The sequence below is a fragment of the Aquincola tertiaricarbonis genome, from assembly GCF_023573145.1.
GTDB classification, from domain to species: domain Bacteria; phylum Pseudomonadota; class Gammaproteobacteria; order Burkholderiales; family Burkholderiaceae_C; genus Aquincola; species Aquincola tertiaricarbonis_B.
Genome location: NZ_CP097636.1, coordinates 3,369,185 through 3,394,432, shown reverse-complemented (window position 1 = coordinate 3,394,432; position 25,248 = coordinate 3,369,185). Strand labels below are relative to the sequence as shown.

The 25,248-nt window shown below is 70.9% G+C and carries 26 protein-coding genes; 11 read left to right on the top strand and 15 right to left on the bottom strand.

From position 1 onward, the window contains the following. Positions 1–11 precede the first annotated feature (11 nt). Positions 12–641, top strand: coding sequence for a LysE family translocator (locus tag MW290_RS30055; RefSeq protein ID WP_250198014.1), 630 nt, complete (start codon positions 12–14; stop codon positions 639–641). Here the strand turns inward: MW290_RS30055 and MW290_RS30050 are convergent. Then, positions 588–1,259: a histidine phosphatase family protein gene (locus MW290_RS30050; RefSeq protein WP_250198013.1), complete on the bottom strand. Its 672-nt coding sequence runs from the start codon at positions 1,257–1,259 to the stop codon at positions 588–590. The two genes, MW290_RS30055 and MW290_RS30050, sit on opposite strands and share 54 nt — an antisense overlap. Before the next feature lie 80 nt (positions 1,260–1,339). Here MW290_RS30050 and MW290_RS30045 point away from each other — a divergent pair, with 80 nt between their 5' ends. Both MW290_RS30045 and MW290_RS30040 read left to right on the top strand, forming a co-directional pair. Next, positions 1,340–2,080, top strand: a complete 741-nt coding sequence (locus MW290_RS30045) for a helix-turn-helix transcriptional regulator (RefSeq protein WP_250198012.1) — start codon at positions 1,340–1,342, stop codon at positions 2,078–2,080. 82 nt (positions 2,081–2,162) lie between these two features. Continuing rightward, entirely contained in the window at positions 2,163–2,531 is a 369-nt protein-coding gene (locus MW290_RS30040; protein ID WP_250198011.1) for a VOC family protein, read from the top strand. Between the two features lie 12 nt (positions 2,532–2,543). On the opposite strand, the gene MW290_RS30035 is transcribed toward MW290_RS30040, so the two are convergent. The 8 genes from MW290_RS30035 to MW290_RS30000 all read right to left on the bottom strand — a co-directional run bounded on the left by MW290_RS30035 (position 2,544) and on the right by MW290_RS30000 (position 10,387). After that, positions 2,544–3,794 (bottom strand): serine/threonine-protein kinase, encoded by a 1,251-nt coding sequence (locus MW290_RS30035; protein WP_250198010.1) that lies wholly within the window; start codon positions 3,792–3,794, stop codon positions 2,544–2,546. Continuing rightward, on the bottom strand, positions 3,794–4,699 hold the full coding sequence (locus tag MW290_RS30030; protein ID WP_250198009.1) for an aldo/keto reductase: 906 nt from the start codon (positions 4,697–4,699) through the stop codon (positions 3,794–3,796). The genes MW290_RS30035 and MW290_RS30030 overlap by 1 nt, the downstream gene beginning before the upstream one ends. A gap of 106 nt (positions 4,700–4,805) precedes the next feature. Further along, positions 4,806–5,129 carry a helix-turn-helix domain-containing protein gene (locus tag MW290_RS30025; RefSeq protein ID WP_250198008.1) on the bottom strand — a complete coding sequence of 108 codons (324 nt, stop codon included), beginning with the start codon at positions 5,127–5,129 and terminating at the stop codon, positions 4,806–4,808. After that, positions 5,126–5,506: a type II toxin-antitoxin system RelE/ParE family toxin gene (locus MW290_RS30020; RefSeq protein WP_250198007.1), complete on the bottom strand. Its 381-nt coding sequence runs from the start codon at positions 5,504–5,506 to the stop codon at positions 5,126–5,128. The genes MW290_RS30025 and MW290_RS30020 overlap by 4 nt, the downstream gene beginning before the upstream one ends. 84 nt (positions 5,507–5,590) lie before the next feature. Beyond that, entirely contained in the window at positions 5,591–6,055 is a 465-nt protein-coding gene (locus MW290_RS30015; protein ID WP_250198006.1) for an OsmC family protein, read from the bottom strand. 40 nt (positions 6,056–6,095) lie between these two features. Continuing rightward, entirely contained in the window at positions 6,096–7,175 is a 1,080-nt protein-coding gene (locus MW290_RS30010) for a flavodoxin family protein (protein WP_250198005.1), read from the bottom strand. 113 nt (positions 7,176–7,288) lie between these two features. Beyond that, positions 7,289–9,511 (bottom strand): 3-hydroxybutyrate oligomer hydrolase family protein, encoded by a 2,223-nt coding sequence (locus MW290_RS30005; protein ID WP_250198004.1) that lies wholly within the window; start codon positions 9,509–9,511, stop codon positions 7,289–7,291. Positions 9,512–9,589: 78 nt separating this feature from the next. Further along, positions 9,590–10,387, bottom strand: a complete 798-nt coding sequence (locus tag MW290_RS30000; protein ID WP_250198003.1) for a DUF2189 domain-containing protein — start codon at positions 10,385–10,387, stop codon at positions 9,590–9,592. Positions 10,388–10,483: 96 nt separating this feature from the next. Between MW290_RS30000 and MW290_RS29995 the strand changes: the two genes are divergently transcribed. The 5 genes from MW290_RS29995 (at position 10,484) to MW290_RS29975 (ending at position 14,724) form a co-directional block, all read left to right on the top strand. Next, positions 10,484–11,026 (top strand): DUF924 family protein, encoded by a 543-nt coding sequence (locus tag MW290_RS29995; RefSeq protein ID WP_250198002.1) that lies wholly within the window; start codon positions 10,484–10,486, stop codon positions 11,024–11,026. 2 nt (positions 11,027–11,028) lie between these two features. Then, positions 11,029–11,808 carry a fumarylacetoacetate hydrolase family protein gene (locus MW290_RS29990; protein ID WP_250198001.1) on the top strand — a complete coding sequence of 260 codons (780 nt, stop codon included), beginning with the start codon at positions 11,029–11,031 and terminating at the stop codon, positions 11,806–11,808. Between the two features lie 87 nt (positions 11,809–11,895). Then, a complete protein-coding gene (locus tag MW290_RS29985) occupies positions 11,896–12,204 on the top strand; it encodes a DUF485 domain-containing protein (protein ID WP_250198000.1) in 309 nt (102 codons plus the stop codon). Beyond that, positions 12,201–13,928: a cation acetate symporter gene (locus MW290_RS29980; protein WP_250197999.1), complete on the top strand. Its 1,728-nt coding sequence runs from the start codon at positions 12,201–12,203 to the stop codon at positions 13,926–13,928. Before MW290_RS29985 ends, MW290_RS29980 begins: the two co-directional genes overlap by 4 nt. A 61-nt stretch (positions 13,929–13,989) precedes the next feature. Continuing rightward, complete coding sequence (locus MW290_RS29975; protein ID WP_250197998.1) at positions 13,990–14,724, top strand: GIN domain-containing protein; 735 nt, start codon at positions 13,990–13,992, stop codon at positions 14,722–14,724. Here MW290_RS29975 and MW290_RS29970 read toward each other — a convergent pair. Then, a complete protein-coding gene (locus MW290_RS29970) occupies positions 14,721–15,962 on the bottom strand; it encodes an MFS transporter (protein ID WP_250197997.1) in 1,242 nt (413 codons plus the stop codon). The two genes, MW290_RS29975 and MW290_RS29970, sit on opposite strands and share 4 nt — an antisense overlap. An 83-nt stretch (positions 15,963–16,045) precedes the next feature. On the opposite strand from MW290_RS29970, the gene MW290_RS29965 reads away from it, so the two are divergent. Further along, positions 16,046–17,014: a GlxA family transcriptional regulator gene (locus MW290_RS29965; RefSeq protein WP_250197996.1), complete on the top strand. Its 969-nt coding sequence runs from the start codon at positions 16,046–16,048 to the stop codon at positions 17,012–17,014. Between the two features lie 102 nt (positions 17,015–17,116). On the opposite strand, the gene mmsB is transcribed toward MW290_RS29965, so the two are convergent. Genes mmsB through MW290_RS29940 form a run of 5 tightly spaced genes read right to left on the bottom strand, consistent with a single transcriptional unit; the run spans position 17,117 to position 22,682 of the window. Beyond that, positions 17,117–18,022 (bottom strand): 3-hydroxyisobutyrate dehydrogenase, encoded by a 906-nt coding sequence (gene mmsB, locus MW290_RS29960; protein WP_250197995.1) that lies wholly within the window; start codon positions 18,020–18,022, stop codon positions 17,117–17,119. 24 nt (positions 18,023–18,046) lie between these two features. Beyond that, the gene (locus tag MW290_RS29955; RefSeq protein WP_250197994.1) at positions 18,047–19,195 is read right to left on the bottom strand and encodes an enoyl-CoA hydratase/isomerase family protein; all 1,149 of its coding nucleotides are present in this window, start codon (positions 19,193–19,195) and stop codon (positions 18,047–18,049) included. Beyond that, entirely contained in the window at positions 19,188–19,970 is a 783-nt protein-coding gene (locus tag MW290_RS29950; protein WP_250197993.1) for an enoyl-CoA hydratase, read from the bottom strand. Before MW290_RS29950 ends, MW290_RS29955 begins: the two co-directional genes overlap by 8 nt. Positions 19,971–19,988: 18 nt before the next feature. Beyond that, the gene (locus MW290_RS29945; RefSeq protein WP_250197992.1) at positions 19,989–21,149 is read right to left on the bottom strand and encodes an acyl-CoA dehydrogenase family protein; all 1,161 of its coding nucleotides are present in this window, start codon (positions 21,147–21,149) and stop codon (positions 19,989–19,991) included. Positions 21,150–21,164: 15 nt separating this feature from the next. Further along, on the bottom strand, positions 21,165–22,682 hold the full coding sequence (locus tag MW290_RS29940) for a CoA-acylating methylmalonate-semialdehyde dehydrogenase (RefSeq protein ID WP_250197991.1): 1,518 nt from the start codon (positions 22,680–22,682) through the stop codon (positions 21,165–21,167). A gap of 120 nt (positions 22,683–22,802) precedes the next feature. On the opposite strand from MW290_RS29940, the gene MW290_RS29935 reads away from it, so the two are divergent. Beyond that, a complete protein-coding gene (locus MW290_RS29935; RefSeq protein WP_250197990.1) occupies positions 22,803–24,290 on the top strand; it encodes a short-chain fatty acyl-CoA regulator family protein in 1,488 nt (495 codons plus the stop codon). A 58-nt stretch (positions 24,291–24,348) separates the two neighbouring features. Further along, positions 24,349–25,245 (top strand): alpha/beta hydrolase, encoded by an 897-nt coding sequence (locus tag MW290_RS29930; RefSeq protein ID WP_250197989.1) that lies wholly within the window; start codon positions 24,349–24,351, stop codon positions 25,243–25,245. The last annotated feature ends 3 nt before the right edge of the window (positions 25,246–25,248 follow it).

Genomic DNA, 25,248 nt, shown 5'->3' with positions numbered 1-25,248 from the left:
GGGAACCCCCCATGACCCTCCACCTCTGGCTCGCCTTCGTCGCCGCCTCGGCCGTGCTGCTGGTCATTCCCGGCCCGACGATCCTGGCTGTCATCAGCTACTCGGTGGCGCATGGCCGCAAGGCGCAGTTGCCGCTCATTGCAGCGGTCGCGCTGGGTGACAGCACGGCGCTGGCCTTGTCGCTGTTGGGCCTGGGGGGCCTGCTGGCGGCTTCGGCCTTCTGGTTCACGGTGGTCAAGTGGGCGGGTGGCCTGTACCTGATCTGCCTTGGCGTGAAGCTGCTGCGCGCGGGTGCCTTGCCCGCGCAGTTGGCCACGCAGGCTGCGCCGCGTGTGAGCACCGCGCGGCTGTTCTTCAACACCTATGCAGTGACGGCGCTCAACCCCAAGGGGCTGATGTTCTTCATGGCCTTCTTGCCGCAGTTCCTGGTGCGGGGTGAGCCGGTGGCGCCGCAGCTGTGGTTGCTGGCCACCACGTTCGTGGTGCTGGCCACGCTCAATGCCACCAGCTACGCGATGTTCGCCGGTGCCGCGCGCCGGCTGCTGACCTCGCCGCGCGCGCAGCGGCGCTTCAACGTGGCCGGCGGTTCACTGTTGTGCGTGGCCGGCACCTGGGCCCTGCTGGCGCGCCGGCCGGCGTGAGGGCGCTTCCACCGCATCGACGCTCCACCGCCCCTGCACCCACCGCACCGGCATCCGCTCGCCATTGAGCACCGGATGCCGCGCATTGAAGGGCCAGAAGTGCGCCATCTGCTCCCGCGCCGTCCAGTGCGGGAACAGCAGCGACAGGCGCAGCGCCTGCATGAACTGGCCGTGGCTGAAGGCATAGACCAGCGCATCGGGCGGTAGCTGCTGCAGCCGGGCCAGGGTCTGCCGCACGCGCCGCAGCAGGGTGTTGTAGCTCTCGGCGCCGGGGCCGTCCTGGTGGTCGGGGTCGGCGCGTTGCCAGTAGGCCTCGATGTGCGGCAGGCGCTGGTCGCGGGTGGTGCCGCGCCAGCGGCTGGGCTCCAGGTAGGTGAACTCTTCCATCGGCAGCACCTGCACCGGCACCTGCGGAAAGCGCTCGCAGGTGGGCTGGGCCGTCAGATGGGTGCGCAGGTAGGGCGACAACGCAATCAGCGTGGGCGCTTCGGTCCATTCGGCGGCGATTCGCTGGGCCTGTTCATGGCCTTTGTCGGTGAGTGCGATGCGGGTGAGGTCGTCGGTGGGCAGGCCGGCATTACCGGTGCTTTCGCCGTGGCGGATGAAGATCAGGTGCATGGTCAAGGGTGGGGCGCCCCCGGTTTTTATCCTGTTCCGGGTGCAGCGGGGTCCACGTGCGACGCTGCTACAACCGCGTCATGTCCCGCACCACCCGCCTGCTCGACCTCATCCAGCTGCTGCGCCGCCACCGGCGGCCGGTGAGCGGGTCTGCCATCGCGCAGGAGCTGGGCATCAGCCTGCGCACGCTGTACCGCGATATCGCCACCTTGCAGGGCCAGGGTGCGGCCATCGACGGGGCGCCGGGGCTGGGCTATGTGCTGCGCGAAGGCTTCGTGCTGCCACCGCTGATGTTCTCGGCCGAAGAGCTGGAGGCCGTGGTGCTGGGCATGCGCTGGGTGGCGCAGCGCGCCGACAGCGGCCTGGCCGCCGCTGCGCGCGACGCGCTGGCCAAGATCGGCGCGGTGCTGCCCCGCGCGCTGCAGGCCGAGCTGGAGGGCAGCACGCTGCTGGTGGCCGGGCTGCAGCAGGCGCCAGGGCGGGCGCCAGGCTCTGCGCAGGCCGAGGCGCCCGCCATCGACCCGGCCTTGCAGGACGCCCACGCTGCCACCGTGCGCCGGTCCATCCGCCAGCAGCACAAGCTGGTGATCGACTACCGCGACGGCCAGCGGCGCAGCACGCAGCGCACCGTGTGGCCGTTTGCGCTGGGCTACTTCGATCGTGCGCAGGTGGTGGTGGCCTGGTGCGAGCTGCGGGCCGACATCCGCCACTTCCGTTGCGACCGCATCGCACAGGTGCAGCCGCTGGCGCAGCGCTATCCGCAACGCCGCGAAGCGCTGCTGAAGGCCTGGCGAGAGCGTGAGGGCATCGCGGCGCCATGAAGGCGCGCTGCTGACAGAAGTTGACACGCCCCGCGCCGAGCATGGCGCAGCCGCAGCCCGCGGTGCCTTCTGAAAGCCTCCCATGCTCGACCCCCGCCACCTGTTGCTCTACGTCGCCGATGCCCGCCAGAGCGGCCGCTTTTATGCCGAGCTGCTGAGCCTGCAGCCGGTGGAGGCGCAGGACACCTTCTGCATGTTCCGCCTGCCTTCGGGCCTGATGCTGGGCCTGTGGGGCGCGGCCGGGGTGCAGCCCGCCGCCACCCCGCCCGGCGGCTTCGAGCTGGGCTTTGCGGTGGCCAGCCGCGCCGAGGTGGACGCGCTGCACGCCCAGTGGCAGGCGCGCGGCATCCGCCTGCCGCAGCCGCCCACGGCGATGGACTTCGGCTACACCTTCACCGCCTGCGACCCAGACGGCCACCGGCTGCGGGTGTATGCGCCGGAGGTGGGTTGAGCTTCGGCGGTTTCAGCCCCGCCCCGCCCCATGGCTGAGCAGGAACCCCACCGCCACCAGCAGCGCCATCGCCAGCACCGCCACCAGGGCCCAGACCAGGCCGAGACGGTGGCGGCGTCCCGGCCTGGCGGCGGGCAAGCCGGTGCCTGCCGGGGCGGGCGGGCTGGCTGACGCGCGTGCACCTGGCTGCGCACCCGCCGACGCACGTGGCAGGGCGACGTCCGCGCCGGTGCTGCCGCCCTCCGCCTTGCGCGGCACCATCACCGTCTTCGGAAAGCTCGCGCTCAGCCGGTGCAGCAGCGCCGCCATCGTGGGCGGGCGATCCTCGGGGCGCACGGCCAGGCCGGCGTCGATGGCGGCCAGCAGCTCGGGCGCGTAGCGGCCGGCGCCGGCGCGCACCGCGGGCTCCATCTCGTCGCGCACGGCCCGGGCCACGGCAGAGGGTGGGGCACGCAGCGTCAGGCAGCTCCACAGCACCGCGCACAGGGCATACACGTCGGTCCAGCTGCCCTGGCGCGAAGGCGTGGCCACGTCCGCCGCCTCGGCCGTGCCTTCGTACTGCTCGATCGGTGAATAGCCGGTCTTCAGCAGGGCCGTGAGCTGCTGCGGCTCGGCATCGGCCAGCACCCGCCGCGCCGAGCCAAAGTCCAGCAGCACCGGCCGCGGCGGGGCGTCGAACAGGCTGCCGCCGGCCGCCGGGTCGTGCTGCAGCACGATGTTGTCGGGTGCCACGTCGCGGTGCAGGCACTGCTGCGCATGCAGCACGCCCAGCGCACCGGCCAGCTCGGTGGCCAGCCGGCGCAGCCAGGGCTCGGGTGGCGAAGTCGGCGTGCGGCGAAGTGCGTCGTGCAGCGTGGGGCCTTGCACCAGCGGCATCAGCAGGTAGGCGGTGCCGTTGTCGGCCCACACACGCTGGATCTTCACCAGTGCCGGGTGGTCGAAGCTGGCCAGCAGCTTGGCCTCTTCGAAGAAGCGGCGCAGCCCGTGCTGGAAGGTGGGCAGGTGCCGCGGCGAGCGTGCATGCACCACGCCGTTGGCATCACGCTGGGCCACGGTGGCGGGCATGAACTCCTTGACCGCGCCCTCTCGGCCCAGGCGCGTGTCGCGCACCCGGTAGACGATGCTGTAGCCGCCCTGGCCCATCACGCCCTCGATGCGCAGCTCGCCCAGCAGCGTGCCCACCGGCAGCGCGGCATCGCTGTCGCGGCGGGCGATCAGCTGGGTGCGGTCGCTGCCGGCCGGGCCTGTGGGCGGTGGGGCCATCAGGCCACCTCGTGGCCCATGCTGGCCTGCCACACGCGGTACCAGTCCTCGGCGGGCAGCCGCAGATCCAGCGCGGCCACCGCCTCGCGCATCGCTTCCACGCGGCTGCTGCCGGCGATCGGCAGCGGGCGCGAGGGGTGGCGCAGGATCCAGGCATAAGCCACGGTGGCGACCGACACGCCGTGCTGCGTGGCCAGCGCCTGCAGCACCTCACGCACGCGGCGGGCCTGCGCATCGTCGCTGGTGAACAGGCGCCCGCCGCCCAGCGGCGACCAGATCATCGGCCGCAGGCCGAGGTCGGTGCACTGGTCCAGAGTGCCGTCGCCCAGCGCGCCCATCTGCAGCGGCGACAGCTCGATCTGGTTGGTGACCAGCGGCAGCCGGCGGTGCAGCATCGCCAGCTGCGAAGGTGTGTGGTTGGAGACGCCGAATTGCAGCACCTTGCCGTCGGCGCGGAGGCGGCTGAAGGTGTCGGCCAGCTCGTCGGGGTCGGTCAGCAGGTCGGGGCGGTGGATCAGCAGCAGGTCCAGCCGGTCGGTGCGCAGCGCGCGCAGCGACTGTTCGACCGAGGCCACCACATGCGCCCGCGAGGTGTCGTACGACTTGATGGCATGGCCGGGCCGCTGCGGCGACACCAGCTTGATGCCGCACTTGCTGACCAGCTGCATCCGGTCGCGCAGGCCGGGCGCCGCGGCCAGGGCCTCGCCGAACAGCGCTTCGACGGTGTAGCCGCCGTAGATGTCGGCATGGTCGAAGCTGGTGATGCCCAGCGCCAGGCACGCTTCGATCCAGCCCAGCCGCTGCTGCGGGCTGAAGCCCCAGTCGGCCATGCGCCAGGCGCCGGCCACGATGGGCGAAAGATGGAAAGGCGCTGCAGCGGGCAGCGCGTGGTCGGCAGACGTCATGAAGCCGTTCGCGGCCGAGCCGCGGTGGTGATGCACAGGCGCCGCAGCATAGTGCGTGCGGCGCGCCGTCGCGCCATGTCGATGGAAGGGACTCCGAGCGGGGATGTCAGTGCACGGCGGTGACCGAGATGCTTCCCGACTCACCCGCCTTGGGATGCGGACGAATCATGATTTCCACGTCGTGGTTCAGCGTGGTGACGAAGGACATCAGCTTCTCCACCGAGAACTGGTCCAGCCGGTAGTGCTTGAGCGCCGAGACCTTGGGCTGCGGCACGCCCAGGAGCGCTGCGATTTCACGCTGCTTGAGCCTGCGTTCCTTGAGCAGATCGTTGATGGCCATCGCCAACCGGGTCTTGACCTGACGTTCGCCCGCATCGGCATAGCCCAGGTCCTCAAACACATTGCCGCTGCCCAGTGTGATGTCGCTCATGACGTGCCGGTACCTTCGTAATGCTGCTGAGCCCGTTGGAGCCGCTCGTGGATCAACCGCACATCCTCCAGCGGCGTCTTGATCCCCGCTTTTGACTTCTTCTGGAAGGCGTGCAGCACATAAACGGCGCCAGCTAATCTGACCGTGTACACCGCGCGATAGGTGTCGCCGCGAAAGTCTTCAACAATCTCCAGCACTCCGGGGCCTTCGCCCTTCCAGGCTTTGGCCTGCGGATGCTTGCCGCCCAGCTGCGCCAGGCCGAGCGCAAAGCCCATGTCGCTCTGCACTTGGTCTGGAAAGCTCTGATAGTCCTTCTTCGACGATGCCACCCAGTGCAACGGCCTTTCTCGGGCGGCGCGTTGTGGTTCGCGCGGCATGACGGATTTATACCAAGTCTGGAATGAGACGTCCAGACAGTCAGCGCTTGTCGCAAGCGCTTGCCACCAGCACCTGGACTTTGCCTAGCGTGCCTGGCCTTCGGCCCCACCGCCCTGCACCAGCGTCGCCTGCAGCGTGATCTCGGGCACGCTGGCCAGGGCCTTGGAGAGCGGGCAGTCGCGCTTGGCGGCGGCCGCGATCTCCTGGAACTTCGCTTCGTCGATGCCCGGCACCTGGGCCGTCAGCTGCAGTGCGATGCGGTCGATCTTGAAGCCGTCGCCTTCCTTGACCAGGCGGACGTTGGCCCGGGTGTCCACCGTGTCGGTGGCAAAGCCGGCCTTGTCGCACGCGAACGAGAAGGCCATGGTGAAGCAGGCCGCATGGGCTGCGGCGACGATCTCCTCGGGGTTGGTGCCGCGGCGGTCGTCCTCGAAGCGGCTGGAAAAGCCGTAGGGGTAGTTGTTCAGCGCGCCGGTCTGGGTGCTGATGCGGCCCTGGCCTTTCTGGCCCCGGCCTTCCCAATGCACGCTGGCGGTTTTTTCGGACATGGTGGTCTCCTTGTGGGTGTGGTTGAAATCGGCCGCGCGGTCACTTCGGCCGCGGCGGGCGCAGGCTGGCGTCGGGCGGCTGCAGCTGGCCGTTGCGCAGCCCGGTCACGGCATTGGCCACGGCACGGGCGGCATTGCGCACTTCCTCCTGCATCGCCTCGTCCTTATCCAGGGTGTCGTGGCTGTTCCAGTAGGGCTCGTAGTAGCCGATGTAGCGGTCCAGCTTTGCCATCGTGCCGGCGTCCACCAAGCCCATCCAGTCCAGCCAGTCGGTGAGGTTGCGGCGGTGCACCTCGATGCCCGCCACGTCGCCATGCACCACCACGCCGTAGGCGCGGCCGGCCAGGTGCTTGGGAAAGTCCCAGCCGGCCTGCTCGATGGCCTTGGCCTCTTCCGGCTTCTTGCCGTGGGTGCTGGTCACGTCGGGGTTGCCGCCGTCGGCGCACACCATGCGGTCGATCATCAGCTTCAAAGGGCTGGGCGACTGGTACCAGTAGGTGGGCGTGAGGATCATCACGCCGTGGGCCAGCGTCCAGCGCTCGTAGATCTCGTTCATCCAGTCGTCGGCCTGGTCGAGCGAATGGTTGGGGTAGCAGCTGCAGGGCCAGTGGCACAGCGGCATGGCCGTGCCCACGCAGCCCTTGCAGGGGTGGATGGTGCGGCCGTATTCCGAGGTCACCAGGCTCAGGTCCAGCACGTCCGCCTCCATGCCTTCGGCCTCGATCACCTCGCGCGCCAGCTGGGTCAAGCGCCAGGTCTTGGCCATTTCGCCAGGGCAGGTGCCGTCGTTGCGTGAGCTGGCGTTGATCAGCAGCACACGCGGCCGGGTGGCGGCGTCGCGCCAGCGGCGCTCGGCCTTTTGCAGCTTGTCGCGCGTGTCCAGCCATTCCACCGAGGCTTCGTACTCGGGGTGCCGAAAGCCTTCTCCTGCCGGCCGCGTGATGGGCGCCTTGCGGCCGTCCTGGAAGGCCTGCCAGGCAATCTCCTCCAGCCGCGCAATGGCCTCCTGCTCCGGCGCAAAGGCCGGGTCGTAGAAGCGGCGCGTGAACCGCTCGTGGAAGGTCGCGCGGTCGATCTGGCCAGGGGCCTGGCCTTTGCGGATGGAGGAGGGGTTGCTCATGGCGTGCGGCTTCAGCATCGGGTCACCGATGGTCGAGGCTGCACGGCGCCGCGGCCGTGGGAAGGGGGCGCGGGCGGGTGTCGGTGGGCGCCGACACCCGCGCAGCGTCAGGCTCAGTTCGGCACGTTGATCGACGTGCCGCTGAAGCCGATGGCGTCGGCCGCCGCCGGCGTGGCGCTGATGGCCGGGATGTTGGCCGCCGTCAGCGCCGGGGCGGCGCCCGGGGTGCCGCCGCGCGGCACGGCACGCACCACCTGGCTGGGCGGCAGCGGCGTGCCGTTCTTCAGGCGGTTGTACATCGCATCCATCGCGGCATTGAAGTACACATGCAGCGGCACGAAGCGGGTGTCGAAGCCCGGGAACGACAGGAAGCCGTCGAAGTGCTGCGCGTTGGTTACCTCGATGTAACGCAGCTGGCTGCCTTCACCGTCCTGCTGGCGGTTGAAGGCGGCATAGGCCCGCTCCGAATGGTTGACCGGGATCAGCGCATCGCTGCGGCCGCCCACCATCATCACCGGCTTGCCGCGCAGCTTGCCGTTCAGCAGCACCTCGTTGACGCCGGCGCGCACCGCCTGGCTTTGCGCCAGCGTGGGCGTGCTGGTGGCGGTGAGGGCGGCGCCGGTGGCCGGGTCGGTGCCCAGGGCCAGCGCGCGCAGGCACAGGGCCGAATCCAGCGACAGGTCGGCCGTGCCGCTGGTGGGCGACACGCCGAACGACCACTGCCGCGCCCCGCCCACCGAGTTGTTGTAGACCACGCTGGCCGGCGCGCCGTTGGAGGTGCCGTTGCCGGTGGCAAAGCTGGCCGCCTTGGTGTTGGCCGCCACGGCCACCACTTCGCCGGTGGTGGCGCTGGTGGCCGCCACGCTCAAGCCGCACACGTTGTCGGCCACCGAGAAGCGGCCATAGGCGTTGGCGTACATCATGGTGATGATGGCCGCGTTGCCCAGCCCGTAATGGGCGTTGTGCATGGTGTCGTTCTCGGCGCCAAAGCCATAGGCGCGCAGCCGCGCCAGTGCATCGGCCGCCTGGTCGGCGGTGGTGGCGCCGGTCACCAGGCCACGCGCAGCCAGCGCCGTGCAGCGGTTGGTGGCCAGCGCGCGGAAGGCCGGCGTACCCATGAAGTTGTAGGTGGTGGGCTCGCTCAGCACCGCCGTCGGCGCCAGCGAGGCACAGGGCTGGTACAGGTTGGCAAAGGTGAAGTAGTCGAACAGCGGCTTGCCGTACGCCGGCACTGCGGCGCCGCCCAGGTTCACGCCGTAGCCGGTGGTGCTGGACGGTTGCGCGCTGGGCTCGCCGGCCACCACACCGTCGATCAGACCGTCGCCATCCAGCTCGGCCGCGCGCAGCACCGCGGCGCCGCCGTTGGACACCGAGCCGGCGATCACCAGCGTGTTGCCGGCATCGAAGCGCGCCTCCTTGGTGCTGCCGTCCCACGAGACGCGGCCGTACTCCTCGTTCAGGGCATAGAAAGCGTAGCGCGCCGCGGCCAGCGTGTCGCTGCCCCAGTCCTTCTCGGGGTTCTGCTGCGAGTGCGCATGCTTGAGCGCCAGCCGGTTCGGGAAGGCGGCATTGAAGGCTGCCCGCGCCGTGTCGCTGAGCGCGGCGGCGAAGTGGCTCAAGGCGCCCGCGGCGCTGCGGGTGGCGCGGGTGCCGTCGATGCGGTGCACCGTGTCGTCCGTCGGGTCGTACAGGCCCATGCCCTTGCCGGCATCGGTCAGCGCCACGGCGCAGCCCTTCTTCAGTCCCCATTCGCCGGCGGTGGCGATGGCGCCGTACACGCCGCGTGAACCCGATGACGGGCCCAGCACCAGGCAAGGCGCGTCGGGGTTGAAGCTGGCCGGAATCTGCACCGCCACCACGCTGCGCTTGTTGCCGCTGCCGTCGTCGATGACACCGATGTACTCGCGCCCGGGGATCAGCCCCTGGCCGCCGGTGTTGGTGCCTGCGGCGTCGATGTTGGGGCCGTAGAAGCTGCCGTAGCCGCCACGGGCGCTCACGTCCACCAGCCCGCGGTAGTTGCTGTACAGCGCATTGCGCCGCAGCTCGGCCGCGGTGGGGGCGGCGGGGTCGGCATAGGTGGGCGCGGTGTCGGCCAGGCCGTCCTTGCCCAGGCCGCCCGTCAGCAGGTCTTGCGCGGCGGCGGTGGCGCCGGTGCCGGCCGTGGTGGCGCCGTAGGTGGTGGCACCCACGTGCGTCAGGCCGGCGGGCAGCTTGTTCAGCTGCGTGCCGTCGCCGCCGCAGGCGACCAGGGTGCCGGCCAGTGCGGCCAGGGCCGCCGCCGGGATGGGGCGGCGCGAGAAGGCACCGAATACGGTGTCTGCCAGGGTCTTGGACATGCTGTCTCCTCCAACTGCCTTCGTGGACAGGTGGCCGCAAGCGTAGGCACCGGGCCCCCTGGCGCAAAGGTCGTAGAACTACGTTCGGGCAAATCCCGTTGTGTCCGGGCCCAATGCGGCCCGATACGCATGCCAGCTGGCGTGGCCCACCACCGGGCCCACCACCAGCAAGCCCAGGAACCACGGCAACAGCGCCAGGCCCACCAGCACGGTGATCAGCGCGCCCCACCACAGCATCACGCCGGTCTGCGTGAGCACCAGACGCAGGCTGGTCAGCCCGGCGGTGATGGCGTCCACCGGGCGGTCGAGGATCATGGGGATGGACACCACGCTGACTGCGTAGATCAAACCCGCGAACAGCGCGCCCACGCCGCAGTAGGTGGCGATGAAGGGCAGGTTGTCGGCCTGCAGCAGCTTGGCCAGCGAGCCCTGGAAGTCGGGCATGCCGTCAAAGCTCACCGCAAAGATCACCAGCGCCGCGCGGCCCCACAGCATTTCCAGCACCAGCAGCACGAAGCCGAAGATGGCCAGCGTGCCGGGGCGTGTGGTCCAGGCCAGCAGCGCGTCGCCGAAGTCGGGCGCTTCGCCGCGTTCCAGCGCCTGGCTCACGCGGTACAGCCCCATGCACAGCAGCGGCCCCAGCAGCAGAAAGCCCGCCGACAGCGCCAGCACATAGGCCGGCGCCGACTGGAACACCTTCAGCAGCGCCCAGCCCATGGCCACGAAGCAGCCGCCGAAGAAGAGCCCGATGCCCGGCGCCCGCAGAAAGTCGCGCAGACCCAGCAGCAGCCAGCGGGGCGGATCGGCCCAGCCCAGCCGCGCCAGCGGCAGGTCGAACGGGCTGCTGCCCGCCGGGCTGGGTGCTTCGGTCTGCATCCTTCGACCATAAGGGCTGTGCGCCCCGGTCGCGCTCCAGACAATCCCTGGCGCCAGGGGGCGGATACTCGTGCGAGCCTGTTCCCTCACGCTGCGATGACGATGACCCTTCCCGACGACCTGATCCGCTTCTGGCAAGAGGCGGGGCCCCAGCGCTGGTTTGCCAAGAACGAGGCTTTCGACCACGAGTTCCGCCAGCGCTTCGAGGCTGCGCACTTCGCTGCCGCCCGGTGCGAGCTGGATGCCTGGGCCGAGACCCCGGCGGGCTCGCTGGCGCTGGTGCTGCTGCTGGACCAGTTTCCGCGCAACTGCTTCCGCGGCACCGCCCACATGTACGCCACCGATTCGCTGGCGCGCCACTTCACCGCTCGACTGCTGAAACACAGCTTCGACCACCACATCGAGCCCGAGCTGCGCACCTTCTGCTACCTGCCCCTGATGCATGCCGAGACCATGCCCGAGCAGCGCGCCTCGCTCGACCTGCACCGCGCGATGGGCGACCAGCACACCCGGTATGCGCAGCACCACCACGACATCGTGCTGCGCTTCGGCCGCTTTCCGCACCGCAACCGGCTGCTGGGCCGTGAGAGCACGCCCGAAGAACTGGCCTGGCTGGCCGACGGCGGCTTCCAGGGATGAGCATGAACCCCCGACTGCAGCCCCTGGTGGCCACGCTGACCGCCGCCCGCACCCAAGGCCATGGCCTGGGCGTGCTGCCCGCTGACCCGCTGCCTGCGGATGAGGCCGAGGCCACTGAAGTGCAGCATGCGCTGCTGGCGCAACTGGGCCAGCCGGTGGCCGGCTGGAAGGTGGGCGCCAAGTCGGCCGATGGGCCCATCACCGCCGCGCCGCTGCCCGCCGACAGCGTGCTGCGCAGCCCGGCCGTGCTGCCGCTGCGCCAGGGCCGCGTGCCCGCCGGCCGGCTGATGGGCCTGGAGCTGGAGCTGGCCTTCTTCTTCGGCCGCGACTTCGGGCCCGGCGACGAGTCGCTGCCCGATGCCGAGGTGCTGTCGGCCATCGCCCGCATGGCCGCCACCTTCGAGCTGGTGGCCAGCCGCTTCGACGCGGTGGTGGCCGTGCCGCCGCTGCTGGCGCAGGCCGACCTGTTGTTCCACGGCGGCCTGGTGGTGGGCGAAGCCGTGCCCTTCGATCGCGGCCGCTCGCTCACCGATCCTGCGCTGCGGCTGGCCATCGATGGCCATGACGTGCCCGGCCTGCCGGGCCACAACCCGGCGGGCCATCCGCTGCGCTTGCTGCCCTGGCTGGTGCGCCACGTGGCGCGGCGCGGCGGCCAGTTGCCGGCCGGCACCGTGGTCACCACCGGTTCCTTCGTGGGCCTGCAGCCCATGCCGGCCCGGGGCGCTGCCCTGCTGGGCGAGATCGCCGGCCTGCCGCCTGTGAGGCTGTCGCTGGCGGCTTGATCTGGCGCAAACCCCTCCTGCAGGCCGCGTAAGTTGGCGGTCAAGCTCGGCGCGCACAGTCGCGCCATTGCAAAGCAGGAGACAACGATGACCGACCCTCTCGTCGCCCGGATCGAGGCGCACCCCAAGTACCACGAGCTGCGGCAAAAGCGCGGCGGCCTGGGCTGGATCCTCACGCTGGTGATGCTGGCCGTGTACTACGGCTACATCGCGCTGATCGCCTTCGACAAGCCCTTCCTCGCGCAGCCGCTGGGCAGCGGCGTCACCACGCTGGGCATTCCCATCGGCATGGGCGTCATCGTGTTCACCATCGTCATCACGGGCCTGTACGTGCGCCGTGCCAACAAGGAATACGACCGCCTGACCGCCGAGCTGATGAAAGAGGTGGCGCGATGAGCCGCCGCGCACAGACGCTGGCCGTTGCCCTGCTGGCGCTGGCCGTGCCGGCCGCAATGGCCGCCGGCGGTGACGTGGGCCAGGCCGCCAAGCAGCCCACCAACTGGATCGCCATCGGCATGTTCTCGGTGTTCGTGCTGGCCACGCTGTGGATCACCAAGTGGGCGGCTTCGCGCACCCGCTCGGCGGCCGATTTCTACACCGCGGGCGGCGGCATCACCGGCTTCCAGAACGGGCTGGCCATCGCGGGCGACTACATGTCGGCCGCGTCCTTCCTGGGCATCTCGGCAGCCGTCATGGCCACCGGCTACGACGGCCTCATCTACTCCATCGGCTTCCTGGTGGGCTGGCCCATCCTCACCTTCCTGATGGCCGAGCGGCTGCGCAACCTGGGCAAGTTCACCTTCGCCGACGTGGCCGGCTACCGCTTCCAGCAAACGCCCATCCGCGCCTTCGCGGCCAGCGGCACGCTGGTGGTGGTGGCCTTCTACCTGATCGCGCAGATGGTGGGCGCCGGCCAGCTGATCAAGCTGCTGTTCGGCCTGGACTACTGGATGGCCGTGGTCATCGTCGGCGCGCTGATGATGCTTTACGTGCTCTTCGGCGGCATGACGGCCACCACCTGGGTGCAGATCATCAAGGCGGTGCTGCTGTTGTCGGGCGTCACCTTCATGGCCTTCATGGTGCTCAGCCAGTTCGGCTTCAGCCCCGAGCGGCTGTTTGCCCGCGCGGTGGAAATCCGCACCGGCTTCGCCACCCATGCCGGCAAGACACCGGAAGAGGCCGCCCAGCTGGGCGGCGCCATCATGGGGCCGGGCGGCTTCGTCAAGGACCCGATCAGCGCCATCAGCTTTGGCATGGCGCTGATGTTCGGCACCGCCGGCCTGCCGCACATCCTGATGCGCTTCTTCACCGTGCCCGACGCCAAGGAAGCTCGCAAGAGCGTGTTCTGGGCCACCACCTGGATCGGCTACTTCTACGTGCTCATTTTCATCATCGGCTTCGGTGCCATCACCCTGGTGCTGACCAACCCCGAGTTCGCGGACGTGGCCACCGGCGTGATCCACGGCGGCGCGGGCGCCTCCAACATGGCGGCGGTGCTGGTGGCCAAGGCCGTGGGCGGCAACGTGTTCTTCGGCTTCATCTCGGCGGTGGCCTTCGCCACCATCCTGGCGGTGGTGGCGGGGCTCACGCTGTCGGGTGCGTCGGCGGTGTCGCACGACCTGTACGCCACGGTGTTCAAGAAGGGCCAGGCCGACAGCGCGGCCGAGTTGCGCGTCTCGCGCATCACCACGCTGGCGCTGGGCGTGGTGGCGGTAGCCCTGGGAATCGCCTTCGAGAAGCAGAACATCGCCTTCATGGTGAGCCTGGCCTTCGCCATCGCGGCCTCTGCCAACTTCCCGGTGCTGTTCATGAGCGTGCTGTGGAAGGACTGCACCACCCGCGGCGCGGTGATCGGCGGCTTCCTGGGGCTGGTGTCGTCGGTGGCCTTGACGGTGGTGTCGCCCTCGGTGTGGGAGGTGACGCTGGGCAACCCCAAGGGCTCGGCGCTGTTCCCGTACACCTCACCCGCGCTGTTCTCGATGACCATCGGCTTCTTCGGCATCTGGCTGTTCTCGGTGCTGGACCGCAGCGCGCAGGCCGCGCGCGAGCGGGCCGCCTTCAGCGCGCAGCGCGTGCGCTCGGAAACCGGCCTCGGCGCTTCCACCGCGTCGGCGCACTGATCGGCAGCGAGCACGTCGGAGGTGTCAACATCGGGGGTCTTCGCAGTCCGGCAGACCCCTCATGCAGCACCCAGCACCTTCCACGCACTGGCGCCTGGCGGCCCGCTCGGGCCCCTGGGCCGCCGGCCTGCTGATCGCGGTGACGGGCCTGCTGGCGGCCACACCGGCGCGGGCCGAGCCCCAGCACCGCCATCTGGGCGGTTTCGACCGGGTGGAGCTGCGCACCGCCGCGCGGGTGGTCATCCGCCAGGGCGACGAAGACGCGATCCTGGTGGAAGCGCTGCCCGCGATGCTGCCGCTCATCGGCACCCGGGTGGAGAACGACACGCTGCAGGTGGCCGACGAGCCGGGCGCTGGCACCCAGCCGGGCGAGGTGCTCATCACGCTGCGGCGGCTGCGCGGCCTCACCGCCTCGGGCGTCACCCAGGTGGTGGCCGAGGGCTTGTCGGGGCGTGAACTCAGCATCACCGGCGGCGGTGCCAGCGCGATGACACTGCGCCAGCTCGACCTGTCCCGGCTGCGGGTGGCCCTGGGCGGCGGCAGCCAGCTGCTGGTCAGCGGCCGCACCCGCGAACTCACGGCCCAGCTCGGTGGCCATGCCGGCATGGACGCCTCCGACCTGGACGTGGACGAAGCGATGGTGCAGGGCGGCGGCCAGTCACGCGCCACCGTGTCGGTGCGCCAGTCGCTCAGCCTGGCCATCGCCGGCTCCGCCGTCGTCTCGTACTACGGCAGCGTCAAGCCCACCGTGGCCATCGGCGGCCAGGCCGTGCTGCGGCCGCTGGGTAAACGCTAGCTCGCTGCGCTCGCGATGCGCCGTTCATCCCATACCCACCAGCCTGTCATGAGGGCAGCCAGTGCGAGCAGCGGCAGCGTGGCGGCGTTCAGGCTGGCCCAGCCCAGGCCCTGCAGCAGCGGCCCGGCCGACAGCGTGGCCAGCGCCGTGAGCCCATGGCGCAGCAGCTCGGCCAGGCCCTGCACCCGGGCCCGCTCGGCCGGCCGGTAGCTGCGCGCCAGCAAGGTGGTGCCGCCCACGAACATGAAGTTCCAGCCGATGCCCAGCAGCAGCAGCGCCGCCTCGAACGCGCGCAGGCTGGTGGAGCCCATCGCGATAACGCAGCAGGCCGCGCACAAGGCCATGCCCAGCGCCAGCACCCGCGGCAGGCCCCAGCGGCTGATCAAGGCCCCGGCGAAAAAGGCCGGCCCGTACATGCCCACCAGGTGCCACTGCATGATGCGCGCGCCGTCGTCGATGGCATGGCCGCAGGCCACCGCGGCCAGCGGCGCGGCCGTCATCACGAACATCATGGCCACCGCCGCCACCACGTTGTTGGCCAGCGCCGCGGCCAACACCGGTTGGCGCAGCACCTCGCGCAGTGGCCGTGCCGGCAGCGCTTGCGCCGCCTGCGTGGCGGCGGTGGGCGGTGCATCGGCACCGCGGTACAGCAGCGCCAGCAGCAGCACCGACAGGCCCGCCAGCAACGTCACCATCAGGTAGGCGCCGGCGTAGGCCGAAGGCGCCAGCCAGTCGCGGCTCCAGGCGGCCAGCGCAGGGCCGGCCAGCGCGGCCAGCACGCCGCCCGTCATCACGCGCGAAACGGCGCGGGCCTTGAGCTGCTCGGGCGCCGCGTCGGCCGCCGCCAGCCGGTAGTACTGCGCAAAGGCCTGGAACACGCCCACCGCGGTGGTGCCCACGCAGAACAGCCAGAAGTGCTGGTGCACCACCGCCACCACGGACACCAGCCCACCGGCCGCGCCGCAGCCCGCGCCCAGCAGGAAGGCCACGCGCCGGCCTGCACGCTCGATCAACTGCGCCGCGAACCAGGCGGTGACCGCGCCGCCGACGGTGATCAGCGCGAATGGCAGGGTGGCCAGCACCGGCGTGGGCGCCAGGTGCTGGCCGGTGAGCCCGGTGAGCGTGAGGTCGATGGAGATGGCGGCGATGTACAGCGCCTGGCACACGGCCAGCACCAGCGCATCACGCTGGGTGGCCGGCCGGGGCGGGGCTGCAAGGGGCAGGGGGATGGCGCTCATGGGGCAGGGCGTTGACGGTTGACGGCTCGTGATGCTGCCCTGCAAACTGCGGCGGCAATGACAAACTTCCCTCGCTTTCTGCCATGACCCGCCAGGTGGCCATCGTGGCCTTCGAAGGCTTCGAGCTGCTGGACCTGGCCGGGCCGATGACGGTGTTCCAGATGGCGGCCACGCTGGCACCGCCGCGGCGGGCGCCGGTGTATGCGGTGCAGGCGGTGTCGTGGCGCGGCGGGCCGGTGGCCAGCATCACCGGCGTGGCGGTGAGCACCCAGGCCTGGGCGGGCCGGGTGCCCCACACGGTGATGGTGCCGGGCGGCGCACCGCTGCGGCAGGGCCGGGCGGGGGACGAGCTGCAGGCGCTGCAGCCCTGGCTGCAAGGCCTGGCCCGCAGCCGCCGCCGCGTCACCAGCGTGTGCACCGGCGCCTTTGCGCTGGCCGCGGCCGGCCTGCTGGACGGCCGCCGCGCCACCACCCACTGGCGGCATGCGGCCACGCTGCAGCAACGCCACCCGGCGGTGCGGGTGGAGGCCGACCGCATCTACCTGCGCGACGGGCCGGTGTGGACCTCGGCCGGCATCAGCGCCGGCATCGACCTGGCGCTGGCCCTGGTGGAAGAGGACCACGGCGCCGCGCTGGCGCAGGCCGTGGCCGGCGAGATGGTGGTCTACCACCGGCGGGCCGGCGGCCAGTCGCAGTTCTCGTCGTTGCTGGCGCTGTCGCCGGGCAGCGAGCGCATGCGCGCGGTGCTGGCCCACATCCGCGACCACCTCACGGCGGCGCTGACGGTGGACGACCTGGCCGCCGTGGCCTGCCTGAGCCCGCGGCAGTTCGCCCGCGCCTTCCGGGCCGAGACCGGGCAGACGCCGGCCAAGGCGGTGGAGCACATCCGCGCCGAAGCGGCCCGCCTGCGCATCGAGGCCGGCGACGGCAGCGTGGCCGCCGTGGCCCGCGCCACCGGCTTCGGCGACGAGGAGCGCATGCGCCGCGCCTTCGTCCGCTTGTATGGACAAGCGCCGCAGGCGCTGCGCCGGGCGGCGCGCGCGCATGTGTGATGGAGCAAGCCGGCTTGATGGAGCCCCCGAGGCCCGGGCGTTGCCCGGACCGTCCCCCCGAGGGGGAGCAAGCCGGCTTGGGGCGGCCCGGCGCCGGCTTGGTCAGCCCTCGCCTGTCAGCAGCTTGAGGATGCTGGAGAAGTCTTCGCCGCCGTGGCCGGCTTTGCTGTGCGCGGCGTACAGCTGGCGTGCCAGGCCGCCCAGTGGCACCGCGGCGTTGGCGCCCAGCGCGGCTTCCAGCGCCAGGCCCAGGTCCTTGAGCATCAGGTCGGTGCCGAAGCCGCCGGTGTAGCCGCGCGAGGCGGGGGCCGCCTCCATCACGCCGGGCATGGGGTTGTACTTCTCCAGCGCCCAGTTGCCGCCGGAGCTGCGGCGCATCACCTCCGACAGCACCTTGGTGTCCAGCCCCAGGGCATTGCCCAGGGCCAGCGCTTCGCTGGTGCCGATCATGAGCACCGCCAGCAGCATGTTGTTGCACAGCTTGGTGGCCTGGCCGGCGCCGGCATCACCGCAATGGAACAGGTTGGCGCCCATCTGCTTCAGCACCGGCGTGGCCCGCTCCACCGTGGCCGCGTCGCCGCCGATCATGAAGGTGAGGGTGCCGGCCGCCGCGCCCGCGGTGCCGCCCGACACGGGTGCATCGAGGAAGGCCAGGCCGCGGGCCGTGGCCGCATCGGCCACCTTGCGGGCGCTGGCCGGCGCGATGGTGCTGCTGTCGATCACCAGCGTGCCGGCGGGCAGCGCGGCCAGCAGGCCGGGGGCGTCGCCCTGCGGCAGGAACAGCGACTCCACATGCCGGCTGGCCGGCAGCATGGTGATCACCACCTGCGCGCCTTCCACCGCCGCGGCGGCCGAGGGCGCGATGCGCAGGCCCTGGTCGGCATGGCGCTGGCAGGCCTCGGCGCTGAGGTCGAAGGCCGCCACCTCATGGCCGGCCTTGCGCAGGTTGAGCGCCATCGGGCCGCCCATGTTGCCCAGACCGATGAAGGCGATGCGTTGCGTGCTCATGGGTTTGTCTCCTCGTGAACTTGTCTAGACAAGATCGGCCAGCGGGTGCGGGCCGCTGTGGCGCGGCTCGAAGTGCGCCCGCACATGGGCCGGCGACACCAGGTCGAGCGTCGGCGGCTCCCAGCGCGGATTCTTGTCCTTGTCGATCAGCAGCGCCCGCACGCCTTCGGCAAAGTCGTTGTGCACACAGCAGCCCAGCGACAGGTCGTATTCCAGCCGCAGCGCTTCGGCCAGCGACATCGTGCGGGCCCGGCGCAGCAGCTCGAACGACACCGCGGCCGAACTGGGCGAACCCTTGATGAAGCCTTGCGCCGCCTGCGCCAGCCAGGGCTCGGCATGGTCGGCCAGCGCGCGCAGCCGCGGCGCCAGGTCCGCCAGCCGGTCATGGCCCATGGTGCGGTTGATCAGGTCCAGGTGCGTGCGCACCGGCGCGGCGGGCAGCTCGTCGGGCGTGCCCAGCGCTTCGATCAAATGGCTCAGCAGCGCGCCGTCTTCCTCCGAACGGCCGCGCCAGGGCGCCTCGGCCATCGCAGCCAGCAGCGCGGCCTTGTCTTCGTGGCGTGCGACGAAGTCGGCCAGGCCCAGGAACAGCGCATCGCTGGCATGCACCGAAGCGCCGGTCAGCGCCAGGAACAGCCCGGTCTGCCCCGGCATGCGCGGCAGGAACCAGCTGCCGGCCACGTCGGGGTACAGGCCGATGGCCACCTCGGGCATGGCCAGCCGGGTGCGCGGCGTCACCACGCGGTGCGAGCAGCCCACCAGCAGCCCGATGCCGCCCCCCATCACGATGCCGTGGCCCCAGCCCAGGATGGGCTTGGGATAGGTGTGCAGCCGGTGGTCCAGCCGGTATTCATGCTCGAAGAAGGCCGCGGCCAGCGGCGACACGCTGCCCGGCGCCTGCTGCCGCAGCGCGAGGATCTCGCGCGCCAGCGAGGCCACGTCGCCGCCGGCGCAGAAAGCCTTGTCGCCGGCCGCGTCCAGCAGCACGGCCACGATGCCGTCGTCGTCGGCCCAGCTGTCGAAGGCCGAGGCCAGGCGCTTGACCATCGCCAGGTTGAGCGCATTCAGCGTGGCGGTGCTGTTGAGCGTGGCATGGCCGATGCGGTGACCGCTGGCGGTGGTGATCTCGCGCACCGCCACGCCGTCGGTGGTCATGGTGTCCAGGTCAGGCATTGCGCCACTCCGGCTGGCGTTTGTTCAGGAAGGCATTGACGCCTTCGCGTTGGTCCTGGCTGTCGAACAGGGCCACGAAGGCCTCGCGCTCGGCCACCAGCACCTGCTGCGGCGGCTGGTGGCGGGCGCCGTTGATCAGCCGCTTGCAGGCCGTCACGCTGGTGGGGCTTTGCTTTTCCACCTGCGCCGCCATGGCCAGCGCACGCTGCAGCGCGCCGCCGCGGGGCACCACCTCGTCCACCAGGCCGATGCGCTGGGCGGTGGCCGCGTCCACCCGCTCACCCAGCAGCACCAGGCGCTTGGCCCAGCTTTCGCCCACGTTCCAGGCCAGCCACTGGGTGCCACCGGCGCAGGGCAGCAGGCCCACGGTGGCTTCGGGCAGCGCCATCTGGGCATGCTCTTCGGCCACGCGCAGGTCGCAGGCCAGCGCGCATTCCAGGCCGCCGCCCATCGCATAGCCGTTGATGGCAGCGATGCTCACGCCGCGAAAGGCGGCCAGCGTCTCGAAGGCTTCACCGAAGCGGCGCGCCATGGTGGCGGCGCGGCCCTTGTCGCCATCGGCGAACAGCTTCAGATCGGCCCCGGCGGAGAAGAACTTCTCGCCGTCGCCGGTGATCACCAGGCTGTAGATGTTGCGCTCGGCATCGAGCTGCTTGACCAGCCTTGTCAGCGCCTGCAGGCTGTCTTCGGTCCAGGTGTGGGCGGGTGGGTTGTGCAGCGTCACCACGGCGGTGTGGCCGCGGCGTTCCAGCTTCAGGCCGGCAAAGTCGTCCATCAAGTTGTTCCTACCAGTTCATCGAATCGTGTCGGTGGCATCGTCTTGCAGCATGCGGCGGGCGATGATCACGCGCATGATCTCGTTGGTGCCTTCCAAAATCTGGTGCACCCGTGCATCGCGCAGCAGCCGCTCCAGCGGGTATTCGCGGATGTAGCCATAGCCGCCGTGCAGCTGCAGCGCCTCGTTGCACACCTGGAAGCCCAGGTCGGTGGCCAGGCGCTTGGCCATCGCGCAGTAGGTGGTGGCGTCGGGGTCGGCGGCGTCCAGCTTGCTGGCGGCCAGCCGCACCATCTGGCGGGCGGCCACCAGCTCGGTGGCCATGTCGGCCAGCTTGAACTGCAGCGCCTGGAATTCCGCCAGCGGCCGGCCGAACTGCCGGCGCTCATGCAGGTAGCGCTGCGCGGCGTTCAGGGCCGCCTGCGCGGCGCCGACGGAACAGGTGCCGATGTTGATGCGCCCGCCGTCCAGACCCTTCATCGCGATCTTGAAGCCTTCACCTGCCTCGCCCAGCAGGTGGCTGGCCGGCACCCGCACCTCGTCGAAGGCGATCTGCCGCGTGGGCTGGCTGTTCCAGCCCATCTTGTCTTCCTTGCGGCCGTAGCGGATGCCTTCGCTCTTCGCGTCCACCACGAAGGCCGAGATGCCGGCGGCGCCGGGGCCGCCGGTGCGTGCCATCACCACCAGCACGTCGGTGGCGCCGGCGCCCGAGATGAAGGCCTTGCCGCCGCTGAGCACATAGTGCTCGCCATCGCGCCGGGCGCTGGTGCGCAGCGAGGCGGCGTCCGAGCCCGCGCCGGGCTCGGTCAGGCAGTACGAGCCCAGCCATTCGCCGCGCGCCAGCGGCGGGCCGAAGCGTTGCGCCACCTCGGGCTGCGCGAAGCGGCCCACCATCCAGGCCACCATGTTGTGGATGGTGATGTACGCGGCGGTGGAGGGGCAGGCCGCGGCCAGCTCCTCGAACACCAGCGTGGCGTCCAGCCGCGTGAGGCCCAGGCCGCCGCTGGCTTCAGGCGCATACAGGCCCATGAAGCCCAGCTCGCCGGCCTGGCGCAGCACGTCCACCGGGAACACGCCTTCGGCGTCCCAGTGGGCGGCCTGCGGCGCCATGGCCTGCTGCGCAAAGTCGCGGGCCGTCTGCTGGAAGGCCCGCTGGTCGCCGTTCAGTTCAAAGTCCATGGCCGGGCGGGCGGCTTACTTCAGGCTGATGGTGGTGTTGACGCCGCCGCTGGTGTCATCGTCGAACCAGCGGGCGGTGACGGTCTTGGTCTGCGTGTAGAACAGCACCACCTGCTTGCCGTAGGGCCCCAGGTCGCCCAGCTTGGAAGCGCGCGAGCCGCTGAACGAGAACAGCGGCACCGGCACCGGGATGGGCACGTTGATGCCCACCTGGCCGACGTCGATCTCTTCCTGGAACTTGCGCGCCGCCGCGCCCGACTGGGTGAACACCGCGGTGCCGTTGCCGTTGGGGTTGGCATTGATCATCGCGATGGCGTCGTCCAGCGTCTCGGCCTCGGCCAGGCACAGCACGGGGCCGAAGATCTCTTCGTCGTATACGCTCATGCCCGGCTTCACGCCGGCCAGGATGGTGGGGCCCACGTAGTTGCCCTCGGCGCAGCCGCTGGCCAGCGTGGGCTGGCGGCCGTCCAGCGCCAGCCGTGCGCCTTCTTCGATGCCGCGGCCGATCAGGCGCGTCACGCGCTCCTTGGCGGCGCAGGAGATCAGCGGGCCCACGTCGGTGCCGGCCGCATCGCCGGCGCCCACCTTCAGGGTCTTGGCCTTTTCCACCAGCGCCGGCACCCACTGGCGTGCGGCCCCCACCAGCACCGCCACCGACACCGCCATGCAGCGCTGGCCGGCGGCGCCGAAGGCCGCGCCCAGCAGCGCGTTGATGGTCTGCTCCTGGTGCGCATCGGGCAGCACCACGGCGTGGTTCTTGGCGCCCATCATGCACTGCACCCGCTTGCCGGCCAGCGAAGCACGCTGGTACACATGCGTGCCCACGCGGGTGGAACCCACGAAGCTGATGGCCTTGATGGTGGGGTGGTCGCAGATGGCGTTCACCACCTCCTCGGCACCGTGCACGACGTTCAGCACGCCGGGCGGCACGCCGGCTTCCATCGCCAGCTCGCACAGGCGCATGGTCACCATCGGGTCCTGCTCCGAGGGCTTGAGCACGAAGGTGTTGCCAGTGGCAATGGCCATCGGAAACATCCACAGCGGAATCATCGCGGGGAAGTTGAAGGGCGTGATGCCGGCGCACACGCCCAGCGGCTGCAGCAGGGTGTAGGTGTCGACGCCGCCGGCCACGTTGTTGGCCAGCTCGCCCAGTTGCAGGTTGCCGATGCCGGCTGCATGCTCCACCACCTCCAGGCCGCGGAACACGTCGCCTTCGGCATCGGCCAGGGTCTTGCCCTGCTCGGCCGTCAGCATCGCCGCCAGCTCCTTCATGTGCTCGCGGATCAGCTGCTGGTACTTCAGGAAGATGCGCGAACGCTGGCCGATGGGCGTCTTGCGCCAGGTCTTGAAGGCCTCGGCCGCCGACTGCACCGCGGCGTCCACCTCGGCCACCGTGGCCATCGGCACCCGGGCCAGCACCTGCTGCGTGGCGGGGTTGACGATGTCCGTCCAGTGGGTGGTCTGCGACTCGATCAGCCGGCCGCCGATGAGCAGCGGCACGAAGGGGGCGGTGGCGGTATGGGCGGTGGTCATGCGTGTCTCCGGTTTTCACACAGAATCTATCCACCAACTTCACAAGCCTCAAGCGGCGGTGAATGGAAAAGTGCAAACCCTAGGTGGTGAAAGCGCGCTGATTTTGTGAAGCTTGTGAAGATGCCTCCGCCCACCGAGACAGCCGCCACGCCCATCCCCGCCGGCCGCAAGCTGTTCGTCGGCGCCCGCCTGCGCCGCCTGCGCGAGCAGCGGGCCCTGAGCCAGCAGCAGCTGGCGCAGCGGCTGGGCCTGTCGCTCAGCTACGTCAGCCAGATCGAGAACGACCAGCGGCCGGTGACGGCGGCGGTGCAGCTCAAGCTGGCCGAGGTGTTCGGCGCCGAGGCGGCGCAGTTCGCCGAGCATGAGCAGCACCGCCTGCTGGCCGAGCTGGACGGCGCGCTGAACGACCGTCGCCTGCTGGCCACGCCGGTACCGGCGCCGCAGCTGGCCCGCATGGTGGCGCAGGCGCCCGAGCTGGTGCAGGCCTTTCTGGAGCTGCACCAGCGCCACCTGCGGCTGCAGGAAGAGCATGCGCAGACCATCGACCGCTTCTACGGTGAGCTGGGGGGCGACCACCTGCGCGGCCCCATCGCGCCGCCGCCGCACGAGGCGGTGCGCGAGCACTTCAACCGGCTGGAGAACTACGTCGATGCGCTGGACCGTGCGGCCGAAGACCTGGCCATGCGGCTGGACCTGCAGCCCGGCCAGCGCGCCGCCGCGCTGCGGGCGCTGCTGCAGCAGCAGTGCGGCATCGAGGTGGTGGCCACACCCGCGATGGGCGCCGACGGCAGCCTGCGCCGCTATGAGCGCGCACGCCGCCGGCTGCATGTGCCGGCGCGCTTGAGCGATGCGCAGCAGGCCTACCAGATGGCCACCCAGTACGCGCTGGTGGCCTGCCGCGAAGCCATCGACACCGTGGTGGCCGCCGCCAGCTTTGCCGATGCCGACACCCGCGCGCTGGCGGTGCAGGGCCTGGCGCATTACTTCGCGGGCGCCTTGATGCTGCCCTACCGCGCCTTCCTGGCGCAGGCGCGGGCGGTGCGCTACGACATCGAACTGCTGGCCCAGCAGTTCCAGGTGAGCTTCGAGACCGTGTGCCACCGCCTGAGCACGCTGCAGCGGCCCGGCGAGCGTGGCGTGCCGGTGTACTTCGTGCGGGTGGACCAGGCCGGCAACATCAGCAAGCGGCAAAGCGCCACCGCCTTCCACTTCGCGCGCCATGGCGGCGCCTGCCCGCTGTGGCAGGTGCACGAGGCCTTCACCCAGCCGGGCCGCATCCTCACCCAGGTGGCCGAGATGCCGGACGGCACCCGCTTCTTCGGCATCGCCCGCACCATCGAGCGCGGTGGCGGCGGTTACCAGGCACGGCGCAAGCTGTTCGCGGTGGGTCTGGGCTGCGAGCTGGCCCATGCGCATGCGCTGGTGTATGCCGACGGCCTGAACCTGGCGGCGCCGCAGCCGGTGGTGCCCATCGGCCCCGGCTGCCGCGTGTGCCCGCGGGCCGACTGCGTGCAGCGTGCCTTTCCGCCAGCCGGCAAGCCGCTGGTGGTGGAGTCGGACAGCGAATCCTTGGTGTCGTACCGCTTCGCGGGTGGGTCCGTCACGTAACACCCGCTTGCCAAGCTAGGGGGTGCCAGCGGCGGTGGGCTGCCTACACTGCGCCGCCATGTTTGCGATGCGCACCGAAGACGGACTGCCGCTGCATCTGCGCCGCTGGTCCGCTTCGGCGCCGGCCCGCGGCACGGTGCTGCTGGTGCACGGCCTGGGCGAACACATCGGCCGCTACGACGCGCTGGCCCACGACCTCAACCGCCAGGGCTGGCATGTGATGGGCTACGACCAGCGCGGCCATGGCGCTTCGGGCGGGGCGCGTGGCCACGTGGCCGCGCCGCACAGCCTGCTGGCCGACCTGGGCCTGCTGGTGGACCATGTGCGCACCCAGCTGCCGGGGCCGCTGGTGCTGCTGGGCCACAGCATGGGTGGTGTGGTGGCCGCCCGCTACGCGGCCGAGGCGCTGGCGCCGCAGCCGGCGGCCTGGTTCCGCCCGGTGGATGGGCTGGTGCTGTCATCGCCCGCGCTGGACGCCGGCCTCAACGGCCTGATGCGCGGGCTGCTGCGGGTGATGGTGTCGCTGCGGCCCGACCAGGCGCTGCACAACGGCCTGCGCGCCGAGTGGCTGAGCCGCAACCCGGCCGCGGTGGCCGCGTACCGGGCCGACCCGCTGGTGCACGACCGCATCACGCCTCGGCTGGTGCGATTCATCGTCGATGCCGGCGTGCTGGTGCGGCTGCAGGCGCCGCGCTGGCAGCTGCCCACGCTGCTGCTGTATGCCGGCACCGACCGCTGTGTCGACCCCGAGGGCAGCGCCGACTTCGCCGCCCGCGCGCCGCAGCGCTGGGTCAGCAGCCGCTGCTTCGATCAGTGCCTGCACGAGATCTTCAACGAGCCCGGCGCCGATGGCCGGGCCGTGCTGCAGGCGCTGCAGCGTGGGCTGCAGGGCTTGCAGGGCCAGTGGCAGCCGGCCGCCACCGAGACGGCGCCGGGTGCTTTGCGGCCGGCCTAAACT

What these genes read in the sequence shown, in the direction of transcription:
- MW290_RS29985 (WP_250198000.1), top strand. Translation starts at nt 11,896, where the DNA reads ATGACCGACCCTCTCGTCGCCCGGATCGAGGCGCACCCCAAGTACCAC.
- MW290_RS29975 (WP_250197998.1), top strand. Translation starts at nt 13,990, where the DNA reads ATGCAGCACCCAGCACCTTCCACGCACTGGCGCCTGGCGGCCCGCTCG.
- MW290_RS30005 (WP_250198004.1), bottom strand. Translation starts at nt 9,511, where the DNA reads ATGTCCAAGACCCTGGCAGACACCGTATTCGGTGCCTTCTCGCGCCGC.
- MW290_RS30010 (WP_250198005.1), bottom strand. Translation starts at nt 7,175, where the DNA reads ATGAGCAACCCCTCCTCCATCCGCAAAGGCCAGGCCCCTGGCCAGATC.
- mmsB (WP_250197995.1), bottom strand. Translation starts at nt 18,022, where the DNA reads ATGAGCACGCAACGCATCGCCTTCATCGGTCTGGGCAACATGGGCGGC.
- MW290_RS29945 (WP_250197992.1), bottom strand. Translation starts at nt 21,149, where the DNA reads ATGGACTTTGAACTGAACGGCGACCAGCGGGCCTTCCAGCAGACGGCC.
- MW290_RS30015 (WP_250198006.1), bottom strand. Translation starts at nt 6,055, where the DNA reads ATGTCCGAAAAAACCGCCAGCGTGCATTGGGAAGGCCGGGGCCAGAAA.
- MW290_RS30050 (WP_250198013.1), bottom strand. Translation starts at nt 1,259, where the DNA reads ATGCACCTGATCTTCATCCGCCACGGCGAAAGCACCGGTAATGCCGGC.
- MW290_RS29980 (WP_250197999.1), top strand. Translation starts at nt 12,201, where the DNA reads ATGAGCCGCCGCGCACAGACGCTGGCCGTTGCCCTGCTGGCGCTGGCC.
- MW290_RS29955 (WP_250197994.1), bottom strand. Translation starts at nt 19,195, where the DNA reads ATGCCTGACCTGGACACCATGACCACCGACGGCGTGGCGGTGCGCGAG.
- MW290_RS30000 (WP_250198003.1), bottom strand. Translation starts at nt 10,387, where the DNA reads ATGCAGACCGAAGCACCCAGCCCGGCGGGCAGCAGCCCGTTCGACCTG.
- MW290_RS30055 (WP_250198014.1), top strand. Translation starts at nt 12, where the DNA reads ATGACCCTCCACCTCTGGCTCGCCTTCGTCGCCGCCTCGGCCGTGCTG.
- MW290_RS29970 (WP_250197997.1), bottom strand. Translation starts at nt 15,962, where the DNA reads ATGAGCGCCATCCCCCTGCCCCTTGCAGCCCCGCCCCGGCCGGCCACC.
- MW290_RS29930 (WP_250197989.1), top strand. Translation starts at nt 24,349, where the DNA reads ATGTTTGCGATGCGCACCGAAGACGGACTGCCGCTGCATCTGCGCCGC.
- MW290_RS29995 (WP_250198002.1), top strand. Translation starts at nt 10,484, where the DNA reads ATGACGATGACCCTTCCCGACGACCTGATCCGCTTCTGGCAAGAGGCG.
- MW290_RS30045 (WP_250198012.1), top strand. Translation starts at nt 1,340, where the DNA reads ATGTCCCGCACCACCCGCCTGCTCGACCTCATCCAGCTGCTGCGCCGC.
- MW290_RS30030 (WP_250198009.1), bottom strand. Translation starts at nt 4,699, where the DNA reads ATGACGTCTGCCGACCACGCGCTGCCCGCTGCAGCGCCTTTCCATCTT.
- MW290_RS29990 (WP_250198001.1), top strand. Translation starts at nt 11,029, where the DNA reads ATGAACCCCCGACTGCAGCCCCTGGTGGCCACGCTGACCGCCGCCCGC.
- MW290_RS30025 (WP_250198008.1), bottom strand. Translation starts at nt 5,129, where the DNA reads ATGAGCGACATCACACTGGGCAGCGGCAATGTGTTTGAGGACCTGGGC.
- MW290_RS30040 (WP_250198011.1), top strand. Translation starts at nt 2,163, where the DNA reads ATGCTCGACCCCCGCCACCTGTTGCTCTACGTCGCCGATGCCCGCCAG.
- MW290_RS29935 (WP_250197990.1), top strand. Translation starts at nt 22,803, where the DNA reads ATGCCTCCGCCCACCGAGACAGCCGCCACGCCCATCCCCGCCGGCCGC.
- MW290_RS30020 (WP_250198007.1), bottom strand. Translation starts at nt 5,506, where the DNA reads ATGCCGCGCGAACCACAACGCGCCGCCCGAGAAAGGCCGTTGCACTGG.
- MW290_RS29940 (WP_250197991.1), bottom strand. Translation starts at nt 22,682, where the DNA reads ATGACCACCGCCCATACCGCCACCGCCCCCTTCGTGCCGCTGCTCATC.
- MW290_RS29950 (WP_250197993.1), bottom strand. Translation starts at nt 19,970, where the DNA reads ATGGACGACTTTGCCGGCCTGAAGCTGGAACGCCGCGGCCACACCGCC.
- MW290_RS30035 (WP_250198010.1), bottom strand. Translation starts at nt 3,794, where the DNA reads ATGGCCCCACCGCCCACAGGCCCGGCCGGCAGCGACCGCACCCAGCTG.
- MW290_RS29965 (WP_250197996.1), top strand. Translation starts at nt 16,046, where the DNA reads ATGACCCGCCAGGTGGCCATCGTGGCCTTCGAAGGCTTCGAGCTGCTG.